The organism is Anditalea andensis, assembly GCF_000714815.1.
GTDB classification, from domain to species: Bacteria; Bacteroidota; Bacteroidia; order Cytophagales; family Cyclobacteriaceae; genus Anditalea; species Anditalea andensis.
Window position 1 is genome coordinate 52,782 of the sequence record NZ_JMIH01000014.1, and the last position, 21,993, is coordinate 74,774.

Consider the following 21,993-nt stretch of genomic DNA (forward strand, 5'->3'; position numbering starts at 1 on the left):
TTACCTCCATTCACACTGTATAAATAATAAGATAGTAATCAAAATAATTTATTGTACATCTCCTATGTAACAACATTATTTTCGTGATATCCGTAGAAATAGTATACTTAATCTCTATATCATGAAAACTCGACTTCTAAATTTACACATAGCAGCACCTCTCCTCCGAGCAATTTTCCTGATTACTATATTTAACCTTACTTCAGTCAAAAGTGCGGAAGCAGAATCTATTAGAGGTGTGTCATTTCAAATCTTCTATGATGAACTGATGCCGTATGGTGACTGGGTACAAGACCCGCATCACGGATATGTATGGATTCCCTATGTCGAGCAAAATTTTCATCCGTATGCTACCAGAGGTCACTGGGTAATGACCTCCTATGGCAACACTTGGGTATCTCAATATGATTGGGGATGGGCTCCATTTCATTATGGGAGGTGGTTTTTTACTGACTATTATGGATGGGCATGGGTACCAGGCTATGAGTGGGGGCCTGCATGGGTAAATTGGAGAACAGGTGGCGGCTACTATGGATGGGCTCCTTTAGGACCTGGAATGCACATTTCTGTTGGTTTTAATATGCCTTACAATCATTATGTATTTGTACCTCAAAGAAGGCTTATACATAGAAATATACACCGGTATTACCTACCTAGAACTCAAGTGGTAAACGTATATAACCATACCACCATTATCAATAATACTTATGTTAATAATCAGCGAACCTATATCTCCGGCCCCGGTAGAAAAGAGTTAGAGAGAGTAAATAGAAGAAGTATACCCGTATACAAAGTAAATAATACAAACCGAGCAGGAAGGGCATCTGTAAGCAATAGATCCGTAGCACTGTACCGACCAGAAGTAGAGCGAGGTACTGTCACACAAGCCAGGCCTAGCAGAGTAGTAGCTTCTACTGAATATAATAGAAACACGGCGAGGTCTGTGGCCCCTCGCAATAATCAGAGGCAAAGCAATGTCCGCCAAGAGGCGAATCGGAGTAATAGTGGAGAAGCTAGAAGTGCCTCTCAGCCTAGCGGTTCAAATGTAAGGCAGAACGCAGTAAGGTCTAAAGAGGCCACAGCACCTGCAAGAACAGCAGCCCCCGCCAGAACCTCACCTGCTAGGACTGAAGCTCCGGCTAATACGCAGAGATCTGCCCCGGCTCAAAATAGGGTAAGCTCCCCTGGAAGACAAACCAATGTCAACAACAGGGAAGCTACTCCGACGCCGAGACAGCAAACAGCTCAACCAAGCCAAAGAAATCCTGCTCCAAGAGTGAATGCTGCTTCACAGCCAGCACAAAACAGGCAAACGGCCCCTGCACAACAGCGACAGATCAATGCCCCTGCCCAAACCAGACAGAGCAATACTGCTCCAAATGTACGCCAAAACAATAGTCAAAGGTCAGCTGCCAGAACTGCCGCACCTACCTCAGTAGAAAATTCTAGACGGTCGAATAGATCAAGTGCCACACCACAGGCAGGCCAGTCTTCATCAAGGAGCAACAGCCGATCATCCAGAGGAAATAATTAAAACTAAAAAGTCCCAGATAAACCATCAGGGACTTTTTATCACTTTTAAGATCAGTAATATAATTTTATTCCATATTAGCTATATAGAAATGGATCCAAGAATAGATTACCCGGAGTATGACCTCCTCGTAATGCATAAGGCCCATTTAATCATCTGACATGAATCCCATACTGATCACCTATTAAAATCATCCTGCACCCTGATGATATCTTCCTCATCAGACGGATGCTGGGGATCTACATGCATCCATATTTCTGCTACCATGCCCCATCCATTCAATCCAATCAGCCTATGACGTTCACCTTGTCTTAATCTGATTGTTTCACCTATTTCCAATGCTGATACTGACCCTTCTACATCATCATCACTTCTGACTATTCCACCTTCACCAGCTACCAATTTCCATATTTCAGCTCTTCTGTGATGATATTGCCAAGAAAGGCGTTTATTTGGAGAGACAAGTAAAATTTTGGGACTTAGTTTTTGGGAGAGCTGCTCGGTATCCAACTGGACGTCAGAAAAAAATTGGTTTTTGAATTTCATCAGCTGATTTTCATCTATGACAAAAAAACCTCCCCAGGGACGGCTATCATCTTTATTTATGACAAGATACCCTTCCTTATCCAAGAAATCAGATACAAGAGTAAAAATACCCGATTTATCTTCTGCTTCTAGTGCTATCATTTTTTTCTTTTAAAAGTGAATTACAATAATAAACAATCCTTTAAATACATCATTCTTTTTGAACATAAAAAAACTGCTTCAAAAACAGAAGAAAAAATTGATTTAGTCTTTTGCTTTCGAAACAGTTTTTGCTATTGCAATGCTTTTACTTCAAGAAAAGCATTTCACGATATTTAACCAGTGGCCAATACTCATCATCCACCAGTAATTCAAGCTTATCGACTGAATATCTGATTTTATCAAAGAATGCATCTTTTACATCTGTACTGTAACCCTTTGCCTTTTCTTCGATATCGCTTATTTTGTTAAGCCTTCTTCGAGCGTCAGTCATTTGATTGATGTTTGTCTTTATGGATTCTAAGTGACCGCTTATTTCTTTGATGGTCTCCACTGCTGCATCATTATCCAAACCAAGTTCCTTTAGACCTTTGGCATTTTCTATCAGTTTATTTTGATAATTTACAGCCGTAGGGATGATATGGTTAAGTGCCAGATCTCCCATTACCCTAGATTCAATCTGTACTTTCATGATATAGTTTTCCAACATAATTTCATGTCGCGCATCTAATTCAAGGTGATTGAATATTTTATGTCTTGCAAAAAGATCTTTACTTTTATCAGTTTTGAATACATCCAAAGCAAAAGGAGTACTTTTCAAATTGGATAAGCCTCTTTTTTGAGCTTCTTCTGCCCATTCTTCAGAATAACCGTCACCTTCAAATCGGATCCTTTTGGTTTCTTTTATGTATTTCCTTAAAACATTGACGATGGCGATTTTCTTTTCTTTGCCTTTACCCATTTCATTTTTCACATCAGCGTTAAATGTTTTCAGGGTATCTGCTACTATCACATTCAATACAGCCATAGGACCAGCTACATTGGCATGGGAACCTACCGCTCTAAATTCAAATTTGTTACCAGTAAAAGCAAAAGGAGAAGTCCTGTTTCTATCCGTATTGTCAAGGATAATTTCCGGGATTTTACTGATTCCCAGTTTCATGTACATGTTTTCACCTTTTTCTATCTTCAGTTCACCATTTTCCTCTAATTCATTCAGAACACTGGTAAGGGTAGATCCAAGGAAAACTGAAATGATAGCAGGAGGAGCTTCATTAGCACCCAATCTCCAATCATTGCCCGCAGAAGCAATACTGGCTCTTAGAAGGTCATCATAGTCATGCACAGCCTTGATAGTAGCTACCAAAAACGTAAGAAACTGTAGGTTTTCTCTGGCAGAATTACTAGGCTGAAAAAGATTTACTCCGGTATCCGTGATCAAAGACCAGTTGTTATGTTTTCCACTACCATTTAGACCAGCAAAAGGTTTTTCATGAAACAAAACTTTTAAGTGGTGCTTTTCAGCAACTTTGGTCATCAGGTCCATTAATAGCTGATTGTGATCAGTGGCCTTGTTAATTTCTTCGAATAAGGGTGCTACTTCAAATTGTCCTGGAGCTACCTCATTGTGCCTAGTAGATACAGGAATCCCAAGTCTCAATGCTTCCACTTCAAAATCCTGCATAAAATCCTTTACTCTCGTAGGGATAGATCCGAAGTAATGGTCATCAAGCTGTTGTCCCCTAGCAGGATTGTGCCCAAATACCGTCCTGCCTGCCATAATCAGATCGGGTCTGGTAGCAAAAAGACCTCTATCTATAACAAAATACTCCTGTTCCACTCCTAATGAAGGAGTGATTTTTCTCACATTTCTGTCGAATAACTGACAGGTGGTCACGGCTGCATTATTTACTGCTTCTATTGACTTCAATAAAGGAGTCTTATAATCTAGTGCCTCCCCTGTAAAGGCTACAAATATAGTAGGAATACAAAGGGTTTTATCAAAAATAAAGATGGGAGAAGTAGGATCCCAGGCTGTATAGCCCCTTGCTTCAAAAGTAGATCTTATCCCTCCATTAGGAAAAGAGGATGCATCTGGCTCCTGCTGAACAAGTGCAGATCCTTTAAATTTTTCTATACCTGCATTAGCGTCAAAAAAAGTATCATGCTTCTCAGCAGTAGATCCAGTCAATGGTTGAAACCAATGGGTATAATGGGTTACACCTTTAGAAAGGGCCCATGTTTTTACTGCAGATGCCACCTCGTCCGCAGTGTTTTTATCTATCTTTCCACCTTTTTCTATAGCATTACTTATTTTGCTATAAACGGAAGGAGCTAGAGATTCTTTCATCTCTGCAAGCGTAAAAACTTGTGATCCAAAATAATCTGATATTTTAGAAGAAGGAGCTACCGCAGTTACTCGTTCTCTGTTCTGCACCATTTTTAGTGCTTCTTGTCTTAAAGTCGCCATTTTTTATAGATGTGGTTATTTATTTATATTCAAAAATAAAGAATTATATTTAAAAATAGCAAAAACGGCTAAATCTTCAACCAACTTTTAAAAAAAATACATCATTTCATGCAAAATAAGGGCAAATTTCTTCCAATTCTCGTTTTTTTATTAAAACAGCCTATATATTTTGAATATTGATATCCACAAGTATTCCTATTATCTTTGCACATACAATTAAGCTTAGAAAGAGATTTGAAGAAGGTAGCATTTTATACACTTGGCTGTAAATTAAATTATTCAGAGACATCTACGATCAGCAGGATGTTCGAGTCAAAGGGTTACCAAAAGGTTAATTTTGATGACTCTCCTGATATTTTTATTATCAATACGTGCTCGGTTACGGAAAATGCTGATAAGAAATGTAAGAAAATAGTCAAGGAGGCAAAAAAAATCTCCCCAAACTCATATGTTACCATAATCGGATGCTATGCCCAACTGAAGCCTCAAGAAATATCCGAAATAAAAGGGGTAGATGCTGTCCTAGGTGCAGCAGAGAAATTCAGACTGATAGAATTACTGGATGGTTTTGCCAAAGGCCATGAAACAAAAGTCCTGGCTTCTGAAATCCAGGAGGCCACAGTATTTAACAATGCCTATAGTATGCATGACCGGACCAGGACTTTTTTAAAGGTACAGGACGGATGTAATTATGGATGTGCCTTCTGCACTATACCGCTCGCAAGAGGGAAAAGCCGGAGTGACACTATTTTGAACATCATAAATGCTGCACAGGACATCGCTGCTACCGATGTAAAAGAAGTAGTCCTCACAGGTGTCAATATTGGAGACTTTGGAATCCAGGAAGGAAAAAGAAAAGAGAAATTTATTGACCTAATTAAAGCCCTGGATGAAATTGAAGGAATAGATAGATTTAGAATTTCCTCTATAGAACCAAATCTCCTTACTAACGAAGCGATAGATTTTGTGTCTAAATCCAAACATTTTGTGCCCCACTTCCATATACCCTTACAATCTGGAAACAATGAAATCCTTCGTAAAATGGGTCGACGCTATCTCCGTGAGCTATATGAGGATAGAATATCAAAAATTAAAGGGTTAATGCCCCACTGCTGTATCGGAGTAGATATCATTGTAGGTTTTCCTGGCGAAACCGATGAGCATTTTTTAGACACCTATAATTTCCTAAAGGAGCTACCTATATCTTATCTCCACGTCTTCACTTATTCAGAAAGGGCCAACACCCGGGCAGTGGAAATGGAAAACCCCGTTCCATTAAAAATAAGGAACGAAAGATCCAAAATGCTGAGAATTTTATCCGAAAAAAAACGAAGGAAGTTTTATGAGGAAAACCTTAGCAACACGTATACGGTATTATTTGAGGAAGATATTGAGAATGGAATGATGCACGGGTTTACAGAGAACTATATCAGGGTATCTGCCAAGTATGATCCACTCTTGACCAATGAACTTAAAAAAGTTCAACTCCTCTCTGTTAACGAAAATGGTACAGTAGATGTAGGAGAGCCGGAGTTGGTTTACGAAAATCATTAACTGGTAAATTTTTACCTACTTCATCCCTTCAAAACAACCTGATACTCTTGGTGTTTACTATAAGATTCAATGTAATTTAAACAGTACACATCATGACCATATCGATAGCAGGAATTGAACCTAAAGGTAGAATCACCAGAAGAAAATTTCTGGTAATGTTTGTAGTATTTTATTTTATAAACCTTTTGTGTTTATTAAAAATAATCGAATCATTTGAAATTCAGGCATGGGGCAGTTTTGTGATTTTCGCGGTCATATTAATCGTCACCATTTTAGTCTTGCTTTACCAGGCCATAAAGAGGTTACATGACATTGGTTATGACTGGAGATATGCCTTGTACCTTCTTATCCCTCCACCCTTGAATTTTATCGGGTTCATATACCTCACCATCAAAGAAGGAGAAACCGGTACAAATAAATATGGTGTAGATCCCAGGGATACAGATCTTTTTTAAGAGTTACCCTGCTGGAACAAAGAAAGATTTGATCCTTTTGTATATAGTGGAATATAACCTATTCATATCGAAGAGATTCTATCGGGTCCAGCTTACTGGCTTTATAGGCGGGGAAGAAACCACTTAACAGCCCGACGATAATGCATATAACGAAAGATACTATCATCCATAACCATGGGATCAAAAACCCACCTGGTCCGACTAAATTTGCTACTATATTCCCAATACCTATACCTAGTATTACCCCTAGAATACCTCCTATCAGGCATATAACAATTGCCTCTATGAGAAACTGCTGTCTTATCCTCAACGGGGTAGCTCCAAGGGCCTTTCTGATACCTATCTCACGCGTACGCTCTGTTACGGAAACCATCATAATGTTCATCAAGCCGATGGCAGCTCCTAATAAAGTTATAAAACCTATACCAAACCCTCCTATGCGGAGAAAGCCAGCCACTTCTTCTAGACTTTCTCCCAGTGATTGACTTTGCGTGATTTCAAAGCTGTCCTCATCCCCTATCCTATCCTGCCGTACTTTCCGCATGATACCCGTAGCATGTCCCATTTCATACTCCAGTTTACCAGGGTCAGCTCCTGATGCTGTGATTGTATACCTAAATGTACCTCTTCTATCCAACCTTTTGGCGTTTTCCAAAGGTATGACTACCATACGGTCGGCGCCTGATCCTCCCATGCTGCTCCCCTGCTCTTCCATGATACCAATAATGGTATATCTGTTCCCATAGAAAGAAATGTATTGATTTAGGGGATCTTCATTTTTATCGAATAAAACATTTACTATTTCAGTGCCGACTATGCAAACATTATTACCAAACTCCACTTCAGCATGACTAAAATTCCTGCCTTTATCGATTTTGACACCTTTTATCATAAAGTAATTAGCATCCCCACCAAGTATGCGTGAATTGGGATTGGTTTTTTTAGAACCCTGCTTTATTTCAGCTGCACCTGTGAAGCTGGTAAATACAGTAAGTGTCCCTCTACTTTGGTATTCATCTTTAAATGACATCGCTTCTCTATAAGAAATCGGAGGATATGTTTTCTGGGTAACTCCATCTGTAGTCACCTGTCTTCCCTGAAGATTTTTAGACTTAACATCAAAATTGTTAGCACCAAATCCTGAAAAACTCTCTTCTATCTGAGCCTTCATACCATCTATGGCTGTCAGCATCCCTACTAAGGATGTAATCCCTATGGCAATGATCAGACCAGTCAAGACAGTTCGCAGCAAATTCGATTTCACTGACCTGAGCGCTTCTTTTATATTTTCGATCAAATTCATCTTTTGTTCATTAAAGGACAGGTTCTCCTCATTCGTTAGAGATTAAAATTAATATTAGGCAAATATTCATTTTAAACCCAACTATTTTGTATAAAAATATATTTCGGCTGACAATTTAACTTTTATTAATGAAAGCGATCATCTCGCACTGTCATTTCTTGAATAACAGAAGCTTCAAAATCCAGCCATTCCTTCCATCTGATCTCCACCAATTCTGCTTTCTGATAATATCTGGCAAGCTCTAAAAAATTAACATAATGCCCTGCTTCCGACACCATCAATTCGTAATAAAAATTTTTAAGCTCCTCATCTTTTAATTTTTGCCACAGTAGCTTGAACCTTTCACAGCTGCGGGCTTCTATCAGGGCATTCATAAGGAGGTGCTCAGTTAATTGTTGGGTTCTACTTCCACCCTTTCGTAAAAAGCCAAGTAGCCGCACTACATATTCATCCTGACGGGGCCATCCAAATTTGATCCCTCTATTTCTCATCTGCTGCATCACACGTTCAAAATGTGTCCACTCCTCAGCTACTATGGGCGTCAACTGATCTACTAAGCGGTCAAAATCAGGAAAACGTAGGATTAAACTGATACAGGAACTGGCTGCTTTCTGCTCACAGTAGGCATGATCTACTAAAATATCTGCTATATTCATCTCAGCAATATGAACCCATCTCGGATCCGTAGGAAGCTGAAGATTCAGCATTTTATTTTTTGTGCTTTCTTCCCAATGTTTCATCTCTACTTGTTTTTCTATGGTCATTACTTGTCCCTTACCGTAAGTCGGGATAGCATCCCATATAGCCTCTCCGATATTTATGATGGCAATGGTAAAAAGACATGCTCATATTACCTTTAATCAAAAAACGACCAGTTTATCCCAACATCCAGCATACCCCTTAATCCGGTGTAATCAGGTGTAATAAAATAACCCGGCTGGTCCAGCATATTCTGGTTCAAATGGTTATACCTCAACAGGAGTCTGGTCCTGTTAATCCTGAAATTAAGAAATGCATCCAATACGGGGTACCCCTGTACACTGAACCGGTCCTGCATATAAAACTGCTGGCTTGCAGGCATATATGCATGGGCAAAATAATCCGATCTATAGCGGCCCTCTATTCCTATCTGAATAAACAAATTTTCATTGAACATAGGGCTATCGAAGAAAATCCTGGAATTAACAAACCATTGTGGTATCCTGAAAGCATCAGAAGCACCCCCGGTTACCGCAGTATATATGATCTCATTCTGCATAAAAAGCTTACCGAAAGTAAAATTAGCTTTGGCACCAGGACTTAGCATAAAAGCTTCAGCATTATATTGCTCAGGAAGCTGAGCGCGGTTATACACTACGTAATTATTGATCCTATTTATCGTCAGAGATGGCCTTAGAGAGAATTTCTCAAAGTCCACTTTAATTTCTCCTTTTACCTGATCTACACCTATGTTTGAAAAATCATTATTCCAACTGTAATGGTTTCCCATATACATTTCCTGAGCCATAGTAGGACGATAAAGGGCTTTGGTATAAGTCAGGTCAAGATAGGGCGATCGAAAAATACCTCGGATCCGAAATCCCTGAGGGATCAGATATTCTCCATCAGCTTCAAAATACCAGCGCTCGCTAAGCTGTCCTCTTAAGGATCCTCCCAGATAAAGTTCATTAAAACTATTATTGCTTTCAAATAAAGGGCTGGCCATCCTGCCTGTTCTAAACTTTACATAGGCATTATAATATATAGGACCTAAATCTCCCTTAAAACCTAATTCATTTCTCCATTCAGAAAAATGGTTAACGTTATTTGTCGTGTCTGTACGGGGCTCAGGTGCATAAAGATTAAAAAAGAGGCTATCCGCTGTGTTTAGATTAGAAAAAAATGACACTTCTTGCTTCTTTTTATCAAAAACATGATATACCTGCCAACCTTTCAACAATTCATATTGATGGTACAAATGATAATCCTGCCTTAAATCTACAGCCCTGGAGTTTCTAAGCCATACCTTCGAATCTTCATAAGTAAAATAAAGAGAGGTACTGTCTATTGAAGTGGGAATGATCCCCCCTTGCTCATTGACGAGATGTCGCATCCTGGAAAAATTGGCCAACAGGACATACTTTTCGTTTTCAGATCTATAACTTGTCTGCAGGGAATAAGTGTTTTGGTCCACCATATTATCATCCCTCCTGGCGGGATTCAGCACCTTTCTGGCTCGGATGGTATGGAAGTTAAAGCCTACATTCCATCGCGGATTTATATTTCTGGTGAAAGTAATATCGAGCATATTTCGGTTACCACCACCAAAAAATGCTGCTAAATTAGTATAAGGAGATTTGGTATCATAATACACCATATTTTCCGGACTTCGATAATAAAGATCGTAGACATGGAAACCGGATGTCCTGCCTATTTGATCGGGAAGATCATAAAACACCGGCTGTGCAGCACTCCCTATATTGCCCAGGTTTTGATATTTATACCATGTACGGGCTACTGGTTCATAATTATGGAAACCAGTAAGGGAGGTATCTATTTCGTATTTTTCAAACCTATTATTTCTTAATAAATGTTCATAAAAATACAGTGTGGTACGAGGGCCATATACCTGTTTAGTACTGTCATCCAATATGCCCCTCCTAGGCTGCTGCTGATCAGTATCCTCCTCATCTGGAGGCACAGTAGTCTGCTGCTGACGTGGAGGATTTACCTGGGCACTGGCCCAACCTATCATGAAGCAATGAATTAAAATTAAGAGGTATAGACTTTTATAATTCACTTTTATATCCTTTTTCAATGATGGTCATGGATATCATGTCCATAAGCTTATCTTCATCTGTATGTTTAAGATCTACCTTGATCGGAAGGGCAAAAATCGGAATTTCCTTCAAATATTCATTAAATTCCAGATCTTTAAGTTTTACCATGTCTTTTTCAGTAGTCAATATAACCGGTGACCTGGCCAGGTGATGACGAAAAGTCTGCACCATTTTCTGAATATCGTTTATACTATATCGATAGTGGTCAGGGTATTCCAATACCTCTAACACATTATAATGCGAATGGACATGGTCAATCAACACCTTATTATTAGCTATCCCAGAAAGCAGTATAATGTTTCCCATCATTTTATGGGCTGAAGGAGAAACGCCATATGGAAGCCCATATTTTACTCCGGCAAAAAATACAGGGCAATTCTCATTAGTATACCTACTGATTTCAAGCCTACATTCCCCCTTCATATCTTCGGACATATCCTCAGGACATTTGGTCATGATCACTACATCAGCCCTAATAGCTCCCTTCCTATGCTCCCTTAAGGTACCTAGGGGCAATATTTTATCTTTAAAAAAGGGAAGCTGAAAAGTGGTCAACAAAATATTGAAATCGCTTTTAAGATACCTGTGCTGATAAGCATCATCTAATAGGACTACCTCAGTCTCCGGTTTTTCCATTATAATCTCAGGTATGGCCTGTATCCGAGCTTCACCTACAGCTACCAATACATTTTGCCCATATTTAGTGAAAATCTGGAAAGATTCATCCCCTATGGATAATGCGGTGTCGTGCTCACCTGCTATTAATACACCGCTGGTCTTCCGTCCATAACCCCTGCTTAAGGTAGCAAGTTTATATTGTCCTATAAGCCTTTCGATAAGAAATTCTATCATAGGAGTCTTACCAGTACCCCCTACAGAAAGATTGCCCACTACTATCGTAGGTATGGTAAATTCAACACTCTTTTTGCTTCCTATGTCAAACAGCCTATTTCTCAATCTAGTAATGCCATCATACAACAGGGCAAAAGGATATAATATAGGATCGTAAAGACGCATTGTATATAATTTATTACCTTTGATTAACTTAGTTTTATTTATATCATTGACAAATATATGGTTTATTCTATTAGGGATATAGTTTCTTACCTGGAAACCATAGCACCTCCGGCATACCAGGAACCCTATGACAATGCTCAGCTTATCACTGGAGACCCCGGCCAGCAAGTGAAAGGCATTCTATGCACACTGGATGTCACTGAAGAAGTAGTACAGGAAGCCCAGGATCTGGGGTGTAACTTAATCGTAGCGCACCACCCCATAGTCTTCAAAGGATTGAAAAGCCTTACCGGAAAAAATTATGTAGAACGTACCGTTATTAGAGCCATAAAAAACGATATCGGTATCTATGCCATTCATACCAATTTAGACAACATGTCCACTGGTGTGAATAAAAAAATCTGTGATCTTATCGGCTTATCAAATACGAAAATCCTTCTGCCTAAGCGTAACATTCTGAGCAAATTGGTAACCTTTGGACCCTTAAAATATAAGGATCAGATCACACAGTCCCTGTTCCAAGCTGGTGCCGGCCAAATTGGTGAATATGCTGACTGCAGTTTTTATTCTCTGGGAACAGGTACATTTACTCCTTCTGATCTCGCAAGGCCTTTTTCAGGGCAAAAAGGAGTAGCCGAAAATGTGGAAGAGACCAGAATAGAGGTAATGTTTCCATCCTACCTAAGTAGGAAAATAATAGCATCACTGAAAGCGGCCCATCCATATGAAGAAGTGGCCTATTATCTTCAAGAAATAAGCAATGAAAACCAAGAAGTGGGATCAGGAATGATAGGCGAACTACCTGAAAATATGGGCGGGAGCGAGTTTTTAATATACCTAAAAAAACAAATGAACCTAAAGGTAATCAAACATACCAGATTATTAGATAGGCCTATCCGTAATGTGGCTGTATGTGGAGGAGCCGGTATATTTTTACTCAGTGCCGCCGTAAGCCATAAGGCAGATATATTCATCACCTCTGATGTAAAATACCACGAGTTCTTTGATGCTGATAATCAGTTAATTATTGCAGATATTGGACATTATGAAAGTGAAATCTTTACAAAAGAATTAATTAAAGAGAAATTGTCAAATAAATTCAGTAATATTGCACTCTATTTGACAAAAGTAGTTTCGAATCCCATAACTTATATATAGTACATGGAAAGTACCGTTGCACAGAAACTTGAAGCCATTCACAATCTTCAGAAAATCGATTCCCGCCTAGATTCAATACTTAAAATCAGAGGAGCTCTTCCAGAAGAAGTTCAAGACCTAGAAGACGAAATCATAGGATATGAAACAAGGTTAGACAAATTTCATAATGATATCGCCTCTTTGGAAGAAGAGATCAAAAAGCATAAAGAAGCCATCAAGGATTCAGAAAAGCTGATCAAAAAATATCAGGATCAGCAGATGAATGTCAGAAATAACAGAGAGTATGACGCCATCACTAAAGAACTTGAATTGCAGGATCTGGAAATTCAGGTTAGCAAGAAAAAAATAGGGGAAGCCCAAGCCAGGATTGAATCAAAAAACAATGAACTGGAAGAATTAAAAGATGTGCTGAAGGACCGTAAAAAAGACCTTGACACTAAGCAGGACGAACTTAAGACCATCGTATCTGAAAGTGAATCCGAAGAAAATAAGCTGATCAGCGAAAAAGAAAAAGCTGCCAAGAAAATCGATGATAGGATTCTTAAATCCTATGATAAGATCAGAACCAATGCCAAGAACGGTCTAGCAGTAGTATTGGTCAAAAGAGGTGCATGCGGCGGATGTTTTAATATAGTGCCCCCACAACGACAGGCGGATATCAGAGAAAAAAAGAAATTAATCGTCTGCGAACACTGCGGTAGAATACTTGCAGGTGTAGAAGATGAAATCGAAGATGAAACGGCTACTAAGAAAAAAAGAACCAAAGCATAAATTTAAAAAATCCGGTCTAAGCCGGATTTTTTTTTAATATTTTTTTTTTAAACATATTGTGACATGTTAAGTTTTCTTTTTATATCTTCGGAAATATGAAAACCCTGACAACCACAATATTACTACTAGCCATATATTCTTCTGCATTTGCCTTCCCACCGGCAGATAGGATATTTTTGATCATTTTCGACAAGGAGGAATTGAAAAGCCTAAAATCAAGTCCAGAATACATTGAGCTTACTTTTAATAAGGTATTTAATACTAAAACCTATTCAGGAAATTCAGAAGCTGCCATGCTTCTGACTGTCACTAATACTGATTTAGACCGGTGTGATATCGGTCAGATGTTAGTACAGGTAAATCGGCACACTTCTATGAAACTACAGGAAGTGGCATTCAGAATAGTGGATATGACTGAAAGTAAATTAAATTATAATTCGATATTAGCAAATTTGGATGCTAAGCCTGTGAAAAAAAAGGTGAGATCCGGCATTTCGCTCCAGGCAAACTGAATTAGCTTTGTGTATCAAGATAAGGAATACAAAAAAGCACCTGTTCCTCAGCCTATAATTTATCTTCCGCTCCCATTAAGCATCCGATAATGCAATTTTTCCCAATAAATCCAATCTTGTATTAATGCAGGGGGTTAGATTTATTTAGAAGTCAGATATGAAGTATCATTATACCTATCCATGCGGAAGTTATTTTTTCCAAGAACCGTAAACTCATAACACCCCAAGTTTTGATGCTCAAACATATCCATTTGCTCCAAGGGGTAATTAAGAATCAGCGAAACCATTATCCTCATAGCTCGTCCGTGCATGCAGATCAATATATCTTCATGGCCTTGCTCCAAAACATAATCCAAACCATTCTTCAATCTCCTATATACCATGTTAGGTGATTCGCCTCCCGCTATAGCGTAGTCCAGGTCCCCTTGCGACCATCTACTCAACATATGTTGATAATATTGGTTCTCATCGTGGGTCATAGGTACCCCTTCATATTTGCCCCAACTGATCTCATTAAAATCCGGTATAGACTCTGAAGGGATCCCCATTTCAAGAAACTTTTCTATAGACTGCTTAGTCCTCTGAAGTCCTGTATAATAAACCTTATCTATTTTCAGGTCTTTATGGGCCATATAAAAATCATAGGCCTGCCTCCTCCCATTTTCATTGATAGGCGCATCTATACCTGATCCCTGTACTACTCCTTTGAGATTATAATCTGTTTGTCCGTGACGGACAATGTGTATTTTTTTAGTGGCCAAGATTTTCTATTTTTGTTCCAATGTTCAAATAAAGGGCTTTTTAATAAAAAAACATGATCTTTAACAAAAACCTCAGTCTTGATTTTTTAAATAAGCTGGCAAAAGACACCATGACTTCCCATATTGGAATAACGTTTACCGATATTGGGGAGGATTATATTTCAGCCTCAATGCCTGTAGATGACAGAACCAAACAATCCTACGGAATGTTGCATGGGGGAGCAAATGTAGTATTGGCTGAAACATTAGGAAGTGTAGCGGCCAATTTTACCATAGATCAGGAAAGCCAGTACTGTGTAGGTTTGGAAATAAATGCCAACCATTTAAAACCAGTAAAGGACGGTTTTGTAAAAGGTACCGCTCGACCTGTACATATAGGAAAAAAAACACAGGTGTGGGAAATAAAAATATTTAATTCAAATGATCAGTTGAGCTGTATCAGTAGGATAACCCTGGCTGTATTAGATAAATAACTTCATATTACAACAAGTGTATGTACAATGAGGTTGTAAATGAACATTAATAATATCATGATCTAAACCCTTCCAAAACCAAAACATCTAATAACTAAACAGAATAAAGGATAAGATAGCATATATGAGTTCAGCAACTAGTGAAAAGGTCATAACACAGGAACAATACCTCAATGCTGTATTTAACTATGTTTTGGAACACGGCTTTAGTTTAGCCGTTTGGAGAAAACCGAAAAGTGATCAGTTAGAGGTCATTATCGATACCAATAAAGACATCAAAAAATTACCTTTACAATTAGACAAGCTTCCCCCAGGTTTTGTCATCCATCCATTTGCTGATCAATCCGATAAAAAATGTTATTTTCTCGAAGCCCATACATATCTTAAAATCCCACTGGACGGAACAATAGATGAAGACGGCTTTTTTAAAAAAGCTAATAAATCTGCTACGAAAGAAAGTATAGACAAACTGCTGCGAGAGCGATCAGGTAAAACAGGTAATCAGATAGATATATCTTCTCAAACATCTTTTCTAAATGAAGTGAAAGAGGGTATTCGTCTTATCAAAAATGGGGAACTGATCAAAGTCGTCCCTGCCAGAAATAAATACCTTCAATTAAAAGTCCCCCTAAATATCAGTGGGATCATTCTTTCCCTTTGTAGCAGCTATCCAAATGCTTTTGTAAATTTTATTCACAGTGCTCATATAGGTACATGGATAGGTGCATCTCCAGAAATACTGATCAAAACAGAAGGAAGCACGTTTTCCACCATGGCCTTGGCAGGAACGCAAAAGGCTATAGGTGCAAATCCGCTCAAAAATGCTGCTTGGACACAAAAAGAAATTGAAGAGCAGGCACTCGTAAGTCGTTATATCGTAAATTGTTTTAAAAAGATCCGACTGAGAGAATATGAAGAAAGAGGACCAAAGACGGTAATAGCCGGCAATCTTCTTCATCTTCGCTCTGATTTCATAGTAGATATGGAGGCTACAGGATTTCCTCAATTAGGATCCGTCATGCTGGACCTGCTGCATCCCACCTCTGCAGTATGCGGAATGCCCAGAGACAAAGCACTGGAATTTATTTCAGACCATGAGACTTTTGACCGCTCATTATATGCTGGATTCATAGGCCCTGTGAATATAGGAAATGAATCCAGTCTGTATGTCAATCTCCGTACTGCCCGCATCACGGATCAATACGCTATTTTATATGCAGGTGCCGGCGTAACCGAAGACTCCGACCCAGAAAAAGAATGGGAAGAGACAGAAATGAAATGTGACATCATAGGAAAATTCCTAACTGACCCTATACTAAATTGATCATACAGCCTATAATAGACCTAGTGGCTATAGTAGCAAAAAGCGGTATACATCAGGCCATCCTTTCTCCCGGCTCCAGATGTGCCCCTTTGACACTTGCCTTTGCCAGACATAAGGACATACACTGCCGTACCATTTCTGATGAAAGATCTGCAGCATTCATCGCTTTAGGCATGGCCCAGCAGTTGGACAAGGCTGTAGTATTGGTCTGTACCAGTGGCTCAGCTGCCTTAAATTATGCCCCCGCTGTAGCTGAAGCTTACTTTCAACAGGTCCCGCTCCTCATCATTACCGCAGACAGACCGAAAGAATGGATAGACCAGTGGGACGGACAGACCATCAGACAGGAAAACATCTACGGAAACCATGTAAAGGGCAGTTTTAATTTCCCAGATGAATTTTCTCATCCAGATAAGGTTTGGCATGCCCATAGAATCAGCAATGAAGCTATTAAATTGGCGCAAACATACCCATATGGACCGGTACATATTAATATCCCCCTGAGAGAACCATTTTATCCTACAAAAGAAGAGCAATATGATTATGAACAACCGCATATTCTTTACTCAGAAATTACCGGAATCACTGTTCTCACAGAAGATGATAAAATCAAACTCAAGCATGCACTATCAAGTTTCAAAAAAATCCTGATAGTTCCTGGTCAACATAAGCCTGACGATCTGTTAAAATCATTATTGGATCAGGCTATAGATGGCGACCAAGGTGTATTGGTGGCTGATGGCATAAGTAACATGTCTTCTATAAATAGCATCACCTATCATGATCACTTCTTACCCTATCATGCAAGTCATGAAACTTATAAACCAGACCTGATCATCAGCTTCGGTAAATCCATCATATCAAAATCACTTAAACGATTTCTCAGAAATTCCGGAGCTGAACATTGGCACATTCAGGAAAACGGATATTTACCAGACACTTATCAAAGTCTGGCCATACACATCAAAACTCATCCTATAGATTTCTTTAATTTCTTTATCAAAAATGCCACTGCCATTGACGTAAATTTTAAAGATAGCTGGACACTGGCTGACCAGAAAGTGGCTGATAATATAGGGGAAATATTGAAACAGGTGGATTTCGGAGAATATAAGTCATTTTATAAAATACTCCCGCACTTACCTTCCAGTTCAAAACTTCACCTGTCCAACAGCATGGGGGTAAGGTATTATAATTTTCTAGGCGCCAAATCCCCCACTTATGAAGTGATATGTAATAGAGGCACCAGTGGAATAGACGGTTCCAATAGTACTGCCGTGGGCTGTGCCTTCACTACCAAGGATCCTATCACACTCATTACAGGAGATATGGCTTTCTTTTATGACAGAAATGCTTTTTGGCATAACTACAGCATGCCTAATCTTAGGATTATCATCATGAATAACCATGCTGGCGGGATCTTTAGATTGATAGAAGGACCTTCTGATCAGCCAGAACTGGAGGAATTTTTTGAAACCAGGCAAGCGCTCGATGCTGAACATCTGTGCAGAGAACTCGGATTTAAATACTTCAGGGCTGAAAATGAACAAACTTTGGATGAGGTGATGAAAATATTTTTCCATAAATCTGTCCATCCTCAGATTTTAGAGGTTTTTTCAGATAGTAAAGCTAATGCTGAAATTTTCCAGCGTGTAAAATCTGACATAAAAAATCTTCTTACAGATTCATCTCAAAACTACAGTCTATAATGACACCTGACCAACCTTCCATCAACCTTAACAAATATATAAGTGATACCGGTATCTGCTCACGAAGGGAAGCTGAAAAATTCATTATAGCCGGAAGAATTAAGATCAATGGTGCTGTGGCTGCTTTAGGGAACCGGGTTAAGAAAGGTGATGAAGTTTTATTGGATGGAAAACCAGTCAAAGGAAAAGAAAAGCCCCTTTATATAGCATTCAATAAACCAGTAGGGATTACCTGTACTACCGAAAAACATATACCAGGTAATATCATCGATTATATCAATCACCCAGTCAGAATTTTTCCAATAGGCAGATTGGACAAGCCGTCCGAAGGCCTCATATTTTTAACCAACGATGGCAATATCGTCAATAAAATCCTACGGGCCGGAAACAATCACGAAAAGGAATATACTGTAGCAGTGAACAAGCCAATCACGGATGACTTTATCCGGAAAATGAGGAATGGCGTACCTGTGTTAGATAAGATCACCAAAAAATGTGAAGTAGTAAAAATTTCAAACTTTGTATTTAAAATCATCCTTACCCAAGGTCTGAATCGGCAGATAAGAAGGATGTGTGAATACTTAGGCTATAATGTTACCAGTCTTCGGAGAGATAGGATAATGAATGTTTCATTAGAAGGATTAGCTGTAGGTAAGTGGCGATATCTAAATGATAAGGAGATCAAGCATATAGAAGCTGCCGTGGCTGTCTCTGTCAAAACAGAAGAGGCTTCATTTACTGATGCCAAACCCCGACCCAAAATCAAAAAAAGAAAATAAAGCAAACAATACTTTTTGGGCCTAGTTTATTATATAAAATAACAGATCATATGAAAGTCCAAAAAGATACCTCTAATTTTTATATTGAAAAAGAAGGAGCAAGAGCAGTAGTGGAATATTCCCTCACTGATGAATTGCTTATAATTCACCATACAGAAGTGCCCTCCCACATGGAAAACCAGGGAATCGCATCCACTTTACTGCAGGAAGCAGCTCGTTATGCTAAAGACAATGAACTTTATATCAAAGCAGAATGCAGGTTTGCCAAAGACTATTTAGAAAGGAAAGAAGAATATATGGGTTTATTGGCCAAGCATTAAATAAGGTTTGGGATTATAACATTGGAACATATAGAGGATGTCTGAAAAGATACATTAGGCTTTTTAAACCTGAAATCTTAACGGCTATCCCAGTAATAGTTCTAACACAATAAACTGTATCCTGACCTAGCTACAGTTTAAGAAAAATATTAAAAGTGGTCAATTGGCATCATTTACATATAACTCAATATTCAATATCGCGTAGCCATCCCGTGATACTGATCCTTTCTTTATAGGTAGTCATGACTTCATGTGGAATCTCAGCACTCAGAAATACCACCAACTTACCTCCTTCAGGATATATATCTAAAATTTCTTCACCTTCTGAAGAGGGTAGGTACATCCTAAGTGCCCCACCGTCCTCTGGTGTCCATGAATCGTTTAAATATAGGATGATGGTGACCACCCTATACTTTACCTGGTGAAACTGGTCTAAATGCCGTAAGTAAAAAGAGCCTGGAGGATACATGGCAAAGTGGGCTTCAAAAGACCGCAATCCCAAAAAGCAGCGCTGGTTAATGCTGGTACGTACCTGATCTATCATCGCCCAATATTGGTTTTGTAAAGGTGTAAGATTAAAACTGTCCATCCACATCACCTTATCGCTTCTGATTTCAGGCCGGATCGAAAATGCGTCCCCCTTGCCAATGCCAGCATGTCTGAATTGCCCGTGACGAAGAAGATCCTGCTGCTCGTCTAGTAGTAATTTTCTAAAATTTTCCGTAATAAAATTATCCAGTACAGCATATCCATTTTGATAAACTTCCTGAACCATATCTGCTATCTTCTCATCCATATTCTCTGACATAATGTGAAATTAAAGGATTTATTTAAGAGAAATACATAATTTTGCATGATATTACAATTTAAGAGTTTCACATAGCGAGCTTCTGTAAAAATTTTTAAAATTATCCACCCTATTTTAACCATATCATGCATTTAAAAACAGATGATATTATCCGATTAGAAATAGAATTTGATTCAGGATCCATTCCTCCTCCATTCAGCCATACCTATAAGATCAAAACTGGATTTGAAAAAGATTTTGTCAATACACAATTTGACATAACCTATACAGAAAGGGAGGAACTTTCTGAGGATGAAATATATGAAGAAGGATTTACGCCGGAGGACGATTATAGTTTTAAAGGTGAATTACCAAAAATCTGGGAATCCCCTTTTAAGACGCTCTATGGAAAAACCAATTGGTCTAATAAAAAAAACCTGGATGAAAATGGAGGAATTAAAATATTGGCCAAAGACAAACATGGCAAGATAGTCAGGGGTATTCCATCCAATCCAGAGGAGTGGCAGTATCTGGCTCAGGAATTTATACAGGGAATCTATGAGATCAATCAAAAGGAAGCTCCCCTTACATTACAATACTACGTCAATGACAGCCAGGAGGGTGAATTGTTTTATGAGCTAACAGTCAAGTTTTCTGTAAGGAAAATAGAACTCAGTATCAATGGAAAAAGTATTAATGTAAGCTGGGAAAGCGTCAAGGCTCTTTTAGGTTTTGTATTTCTTCCGGATTACGATTATGACCAAGCTCAAGAAAAAAAACCAAATAAGCGAGGGCACTACATCCACTTGGGCGATGGCTTCTGGCATGAATTTGGTAAAGGCATAATTAATATAGACGATACTTTTGATGCTACATCTAAAATCAAAAGTGAATTCAGAAAATTAAACAAACATTAAAATTTTTATTATGAAATCGTACAAATCAATTATTGCTATTCTTCTGGGAGCATTCTTTATTTTCGGCTGTGCTAACTGGAGCAGAACCGGTACAGGAGCAGCAGCAGGTGCTGGCGCAGGAGGTGTTCTAGGAGGTGTCATTGGTTCCAGATCTGGTAACACCGCGGGTGGAGCCATTATCGGGGCTGCTGTTGGGGGCACAGCTGGCGCCGCCATAGGCCGTTATATGGATAGACAAGCCAAAGAAATCGAAACTGAAGTTCAAAATGCTGAAGTAGAAAGAGTAGGAGAAGGAATTAAGGTAACATTTGAATCAGGAATTCTTTTTGGATTTGATTCTTACAGCTTGACTCCTGCCGCTCAGGAAAATGTTAGAGAGTTGGCTCGGATTTTAAACGAGTATCCTGACACTAACATCATGATAGAAGGCCATACAGATAACAGAGGAGCTGCTGAATATAATCAAGGCCTATCTGAAAGAAGGGCCAAATCAGTTGCTAATTATCTAAAGATGCAGGGACTAGCAGCCGACAGAGTGACTACTACAGGTCGAGGTTTCAATGACCCGGTAGCTACCAATGATACAGACGAAGGCAGAGCTAAAAATAGAAGAGTAGAAGTAGCAATTTGGGGCAATGAAGACCTCCAAGAAAAAGCTGAAAGAGGAGAGATAGAAGGATAATTTATCCCTAAACATACCAAATTATAAGAAGGTGATCAGTATTGGTCACCTTTTATAGTTAGTAGATAAATATTAGCCCCAATCAAACATTTAATTCTTAAACATAATAGTTTACAAACCTACCTA

Annotated in this window: 21 protein-coding genes; 13 read left to right on the forward strand and 8 right to left on the reverse strand. The window is 38.8% G+C overall.

Annotated elements, in window-relative coordinates; translation table 11 throughout:
* The first annotated feature begins 121 nt into the window (after positions 1 to 121).
* Positions 122 to 1,534, forward strand: a complete 1,413-nt coding sequence (locus EL17_RS03890) for a DUF6600 domain-containing protein (RefSeq protein ID WP_051719803.1) — start codon at positions 122 to 124, stop codon at positions 1,532 to 1,534.
* A 174-nt stretch (positions 1,535 to 1,708) separates the two neighbouring features.
* On the opposite strand, the gene EL17_RS03895 is transcribed toward EL17_RS03890, so the two are convergent.
* Together EL17_RS03895 and EL17_RS03900 are read right to left on the reverse strand one after the other, a co-directional pair.
* A complete protein-coding gene (locus tag EL17_RS03895) occupies positions 1,709 to 2,218 on the reverse strand; it encodes a cupin domain-containing protein (RefSeq protein ID WP_035070428.1) in 510 nt (169 codons plus the stop codon).
* Positions 2,219 to 2,363: 145 nt separating this feature from the next.
* Positions 2,364 to 4,526: a glutamine synthetase III family protein gene (locus EL17_RS03900; protein ID WP_035070430.1), complete on the reverse strand. Its 2,163-nt coding sequence runs from the start codon at positions 4,524 to 4,526 to the stop codon at positions 2,364 to 2,366.
* Between the two features lie 234 nt (positions 4,527 to 4,760).
* On the opposite strand from EL17_RS03900, the gene mtaB reads away from it, so the two are divergent.
* Both mtaB and EL17_RS03910 read left to right on the forward strand, forming a co-directional pair.
* Entirely contained in the window at positions 4,761 to 6,080 is a 1,320-nt protein-coding gene (gene mtaB, locus EL17_RS03905; protein WP_035072030.1) for a tRNA (N(6)-L-threonylcarbamoyladenosine(37)-C(2))-methylthiotransferase MtaB, read from the forward strand.
* Between the two features lie 92 nt (positions 6,081 to 6,172).
* The gene (locus tag EL17_RS03910; protein ID WP_035070434.1) at positions 6,173 to 6,535 is read left to right on the forward strand and encodes a DUF805 domain-containing protein; all 363 of its coding nucleotides are present in this window, start codon (positions 6,173 to 6,175) and stop codon (positions 6,533 to 6,535) included.
* 58 nt (positions 6,536 to 6,593) lie between these two features.
* Here the strand turns inward: EL17_RS03910 and EL17_RS03915 are convergent, their stop codons facing one another.
* The 4 genes from EL17_RS03915 to lpxK all read right to left on the reverse strand — a co-directional run bounded on the left by EL17_RS03915 (position 6,594) and on the right by lpxK (position 11,674).
* Positions 6,594 to 7,838: an ABC transporter permease gene (locus tag EL17_RS03915; RefSeq protein ID WP_035070437.1), complete on the reverse strand. Its 1,245-nt coding sequence runs from the start codon at positions 7,836 to 7,838 to the stop codon at positions 6,594 to 6,596.
* Positions 7,839 to 7,963: 125 nt separating this feature from the next.
* Positions 7,964 to 8,602, reverse strand: a complete 639-nt coding sequence (miaE, locus tag EL17_RS03920; RefSeq protein WP_240485930.1) for a tRNA-(ms[2]io[6]A)-hydroxylase — start codon at positions 8,600 to 8,602, stop codon at positions 7,964 to 7,966.
* 92 nt (positions 8,603 to 8,694) lie between these two features.
* Entirely contained in the window at positions 8,695 to 10,572 is a 1,878-nt protein-coding gene (locus tag EL17_RS03925; RefSeq protein ID WP_084166111.1) for a putative porin, read from the reverse strand.
* Between the two features lie 34 nt (positions 10,573 to 10,606).
* On the reverse strand, positions 10,607 to 11,674 hold the full coding sequence (gene lpxK / locus EL17_RS03930) for a tetraacyldisaccharide 4'-kinase (RefSeq protein WP_035070443.1): 1,068 nt from the start codon (positions 11,672 to 11,674) through the stop codon (positions 10,607 to 10,609).
* Between the two features lie 57 nt (positions 11,675 to 11,731).
* On the opposite strand from lpxK, the gene EL17_RS03935 reads away from it, so the two are divergent.
* The 3 genes from EL17_RS03935 (at position 11,732) to EL17_RS03945 (ending at position 14,115) form a co-directional block, all read left to right on the forward strand.
* Positions 11,732 to 12,832, forward strand: coding sequence for a Nif3-like dinuclear metal center hexameric protein (locus tag EL17_RS03935; RefSeq protein ID WP_035070446.1), 1,101 nt, complete (start codon positions 11,732 to 11,734; stop codon positions 12,830 to 12,832).
* A 3-nt stretch (positions 12,833 to 12,835) separates the two neighbouring features.
* Positions 12,836 to 13,603, forward strand: coding sequence for a zinc ribbon domain-containing protein (locus EL17_RS03940; protein WP_035070450.1), 768 nt, complete (start codon positions 12,836 to 12,838; stop codon positions 13,601 to 13,603).
* A gap of 95 nt (positions 13,604 to 13,698) precedes the next feature.
* Positions 13,699 to 14,115 (forward strand): hypothetical protein, encoded by a 417-nt coding sequence (locus EL17_RS03945; protein WP_035070453.1) that lies wholly within the window; start codon positions 13,699 to 13,701, stop codon positions 14,113 to 14,115.
* Positions 14,116 to 14,255: 140 nt separating this feature from the next.
* On the opposite strand, the gene EL17_RS03950 is transcribed toward EL17_RS03945, so the two are convergent.
* On the reverse strand, positions 14,256 to 14,876 hold the full coding sequence (locus EL17_RS03950; RefSeq protein ID WP_035070456.1) for a histidine phosphatase family protein: 621 nt from the start codon (positions 14,874 to 14,876) through the stop codon (positions 14,256 to 14,258).
* A 53-nt stretch (positions 14,877 to 14,929) separates the two neighbouring features.
* On the opposite strand from EL17_RS03950, the gene EL17_RS03955 reads away from it, so the two are divergent.
* The 5 genes from EL17_RS03955 (at position 14,930) to EL17_RS03975 (ending at position 19,481) form a co-directional block, all read left to right on the forward strand.
* Positions 14,930 to 15,349, forward strand: coding sequence for a hotdog fold thioesterase (locus EL17_RS03955; RefSeq protein WP_035070459.1), 420 nt, complete (start codon positions 14,930 to 14,932; stop codon positions 15,347 to 15,349).
* 124 nt (positions 15,350 to 15,473) lie between these two features.
* The gene (locus tag EL17_RS03960) at positions 15,474 to 16,673 is read left to right on the forward strand and encodes a chorismate-binding protein (RefSeq protein ID WP_035070461.1); all 1,200 of its coding nucleotides are present in this window, start codon (positions 15,474 to 15,476) and stop codon (positions 16,671 to 16,673) included.
* A gap of 23 nt (positions 16,674 to 16,696) precedes the next feature.
* Positions 16,697 to 18,382: a 2-succinyl-5-enolpyruvyl-6-hydroxy-3-cyclohexene-1-carboxylic-acid synthase gene (gene menD, locus EL17_RS03965; protein ID WP_316932631.1), complete on the forward strand. Its 1,686-nt coding sequence runs from the start codon at positions 16,697 to 16,699 to the stop codon at positions 18,380 to 18,382.
* Positions 18,382 to 19,161, forward strand: a complete 780-nt coding sequence (gene rluF / locus EL17_RS03970) for a 23S rRNA pseudouridine(2604) synthase RluF (protein ID WP_051719804.1) — start codon at positions 18,382 to 18,384, stop codon at positions 19,159 to 19,161. The genes menD and rluF overlap by 1 nt, the downstream gene beginning before the upstream one ends.
* Before the next feature lie 50 nt (positions 19,162 to 19,211).
* Positions 19,212 to 19,481, forward strand: a complete 270-nt coding sequence (locus tag EL17_RS03975; protein WP_035070467.1) for a GNAT family N-acetyltransferase — start codon at positions 19,212 to 19,214, stop codon at positions 19,479 to 19,481.
* Positions 19,482 to 19,665: 184 nt separating this feature from the next.
* Here the strand turns inward: EL17_RS03975 and EL17_RS03980 are convergent, their stop codons facing one another.
* On the reverse strand, positions 19,666 to 20,289 hold the full coding sequence (locus EL17_RS03980; protein ID WP_035070471.1) for a 2OG-Fe(II) oxygenase: 624 nt from the start codon (positions 20,287 to 20,289) through the stop codon (positions 19,666 to 19,668).
* 125 nt (positions 20,290 to 20,414) lie between these two features.
* On the opposite strand from EL17_RS03980, the gene EL17_RS03985 reads away from it, so the two are divergent.
* Together EL17_RS03985 and EL17_RS03990 are read left to right on the forward strand one after the other, a co-directional pair.
* Positions 20,415 to 21,185: a hypothetical protein gene (locus EL17_RS03985; protein WP_035070474.1), complete on the forward strand. Its 771-nt coding sequence runs from the start codon at positions 20,415 to 20,417 to the stop codon at positions 21,183 to 21,185.
* Between the two features lie 10 nt (positions 21,186 to 21,195).
* Positions 21,196 to 21,867: an OmpA family protein gene (locus EL17_RS03990; protein ID WP_035070477.1), complete on the forward strand. Its 672-nt coding sequence runs from the start codon at positions 21,196 to 21,198 to the stop codon at positions 21,865 to 21,867.
* The last annotated feature ends 126 nt before the right edge of the window (positions 21,868 to 21,993 follow it).

Coding starts and splice junctions, on each gene's coding strand:
- EL17_RS03890 (WP_051719803.1), top strand. CDS start 122: ATGAAAACTCGACTTCTAAATTTACACATAGCAGCACCTCTCCTCCGA.
- EL17_RS03895 (WP_035070428.1), bottom strand. CDS start 2,218: ATGATAGCACTAGAAGCAGAAGATAAATCGGGTATTTTTACTCTTGTA.
- EL17_RS03900 (WP_035070430.1), bottom strand. CDS start 4,526: ATGGCGACTTTAAGACAAGAAGCACTAAAAATGGTGCAGAACAGAGAA.
- EL17_RS03910 (WP_035070434.1), top strand. CDS start 6,173: ATGACCATATCGATAGCAGGAATTGAACCTAAAGGTAGAATCACCAGA.
- EL17_RS03915 (WP_035070437.1), bottom strand. CDS start 7,838: ATGAATTTGATCGAAAATATAAAAGAAGCGCTCAGGTCAGTGAAATCG.
- miaE (WP_240485930.1), bottom strand. CDS start 8,602: ATGACCATAGAAAAACAAGTAGAGATGAAACATTGGGAAGAAAGCACA.
- EL17_RS03925 (WP_084166111.1), bottom strand. CDS start 10,572: ATGATAGGTTGGGCCAGTGCCCAGGTAAATCCTCCACGTCAGCAGCAG.
- lpxK (WP_035070443.1), bottom strand. CDS start 11,674: ATGCGTCTTTACGATCCTATATTATATCCTTTTGCCCTGTTGTATGAT.
- EL17_RS03935 (WP_035070446.1), top strand. CDS start 11,732: ATGGTTTATTCTATTAGGGATATAGTTTCTTACCTGGAAACCATAGCA.
- EL17_RS03940 (WP_035070450.1), top strand. CDS start 12,836: ATGGAAAGTACCGTTGCACAGAAACTTGAAGCCATTCACAATCTTCAG.
- EL17_RS03945 (WP_035070453.1), top strand. CDS start 13,699: ATGAAAACCCTGACAACCACAATATTACTACTAGCCATATATTCTTCT.
- EL17_RS03955 (WP_035070459.1), top strand. CDS start 14,930: ATGATCTTTAACAAAAACCTCAGTCTTGATTTTTTAAATAAGCTGGCA.
- EL17_RS03960 (WP_035070461.1), top strand. CDS start 15,474: ATGAGTTCAGCAACTAGTGAAAAGGTCATAACACAGGAACAATACCTC.
- rluF (WP_051719804.1), top strand. CDS start 18,382: ATGACACCTGACCAACCTTCCATCAACCTTAACAAATATATAAGTGAT.
- EL17_RS03975 (WP_035070467.1), top strand. CDS start 19,212: ATGAAAGTCCAAAAAGATACCTCTAATTTTTATATTGAAAAAGAAGGA.
- EL17_RS03980 (WP_035070471.1), bottom strand. CDS start 20,289: ATGTCAGAGAATATGGATGAGAAGATAGCAGATATGGTTCAGGAAGTT.
- EL17_RS03985 (WP_035070474.1), top strand. CDS start 20,415: ATGCATTTAAAAACAGATGATATTATCCGATTAGAAATAGAATTTGAT.
- EL17_RS03990 (WP_035070477.1), top strand. CDS start 21,196: ATGAAATCGTACAAATCAATTATTGCTATTCTTCTGGGAGCATTCTTT.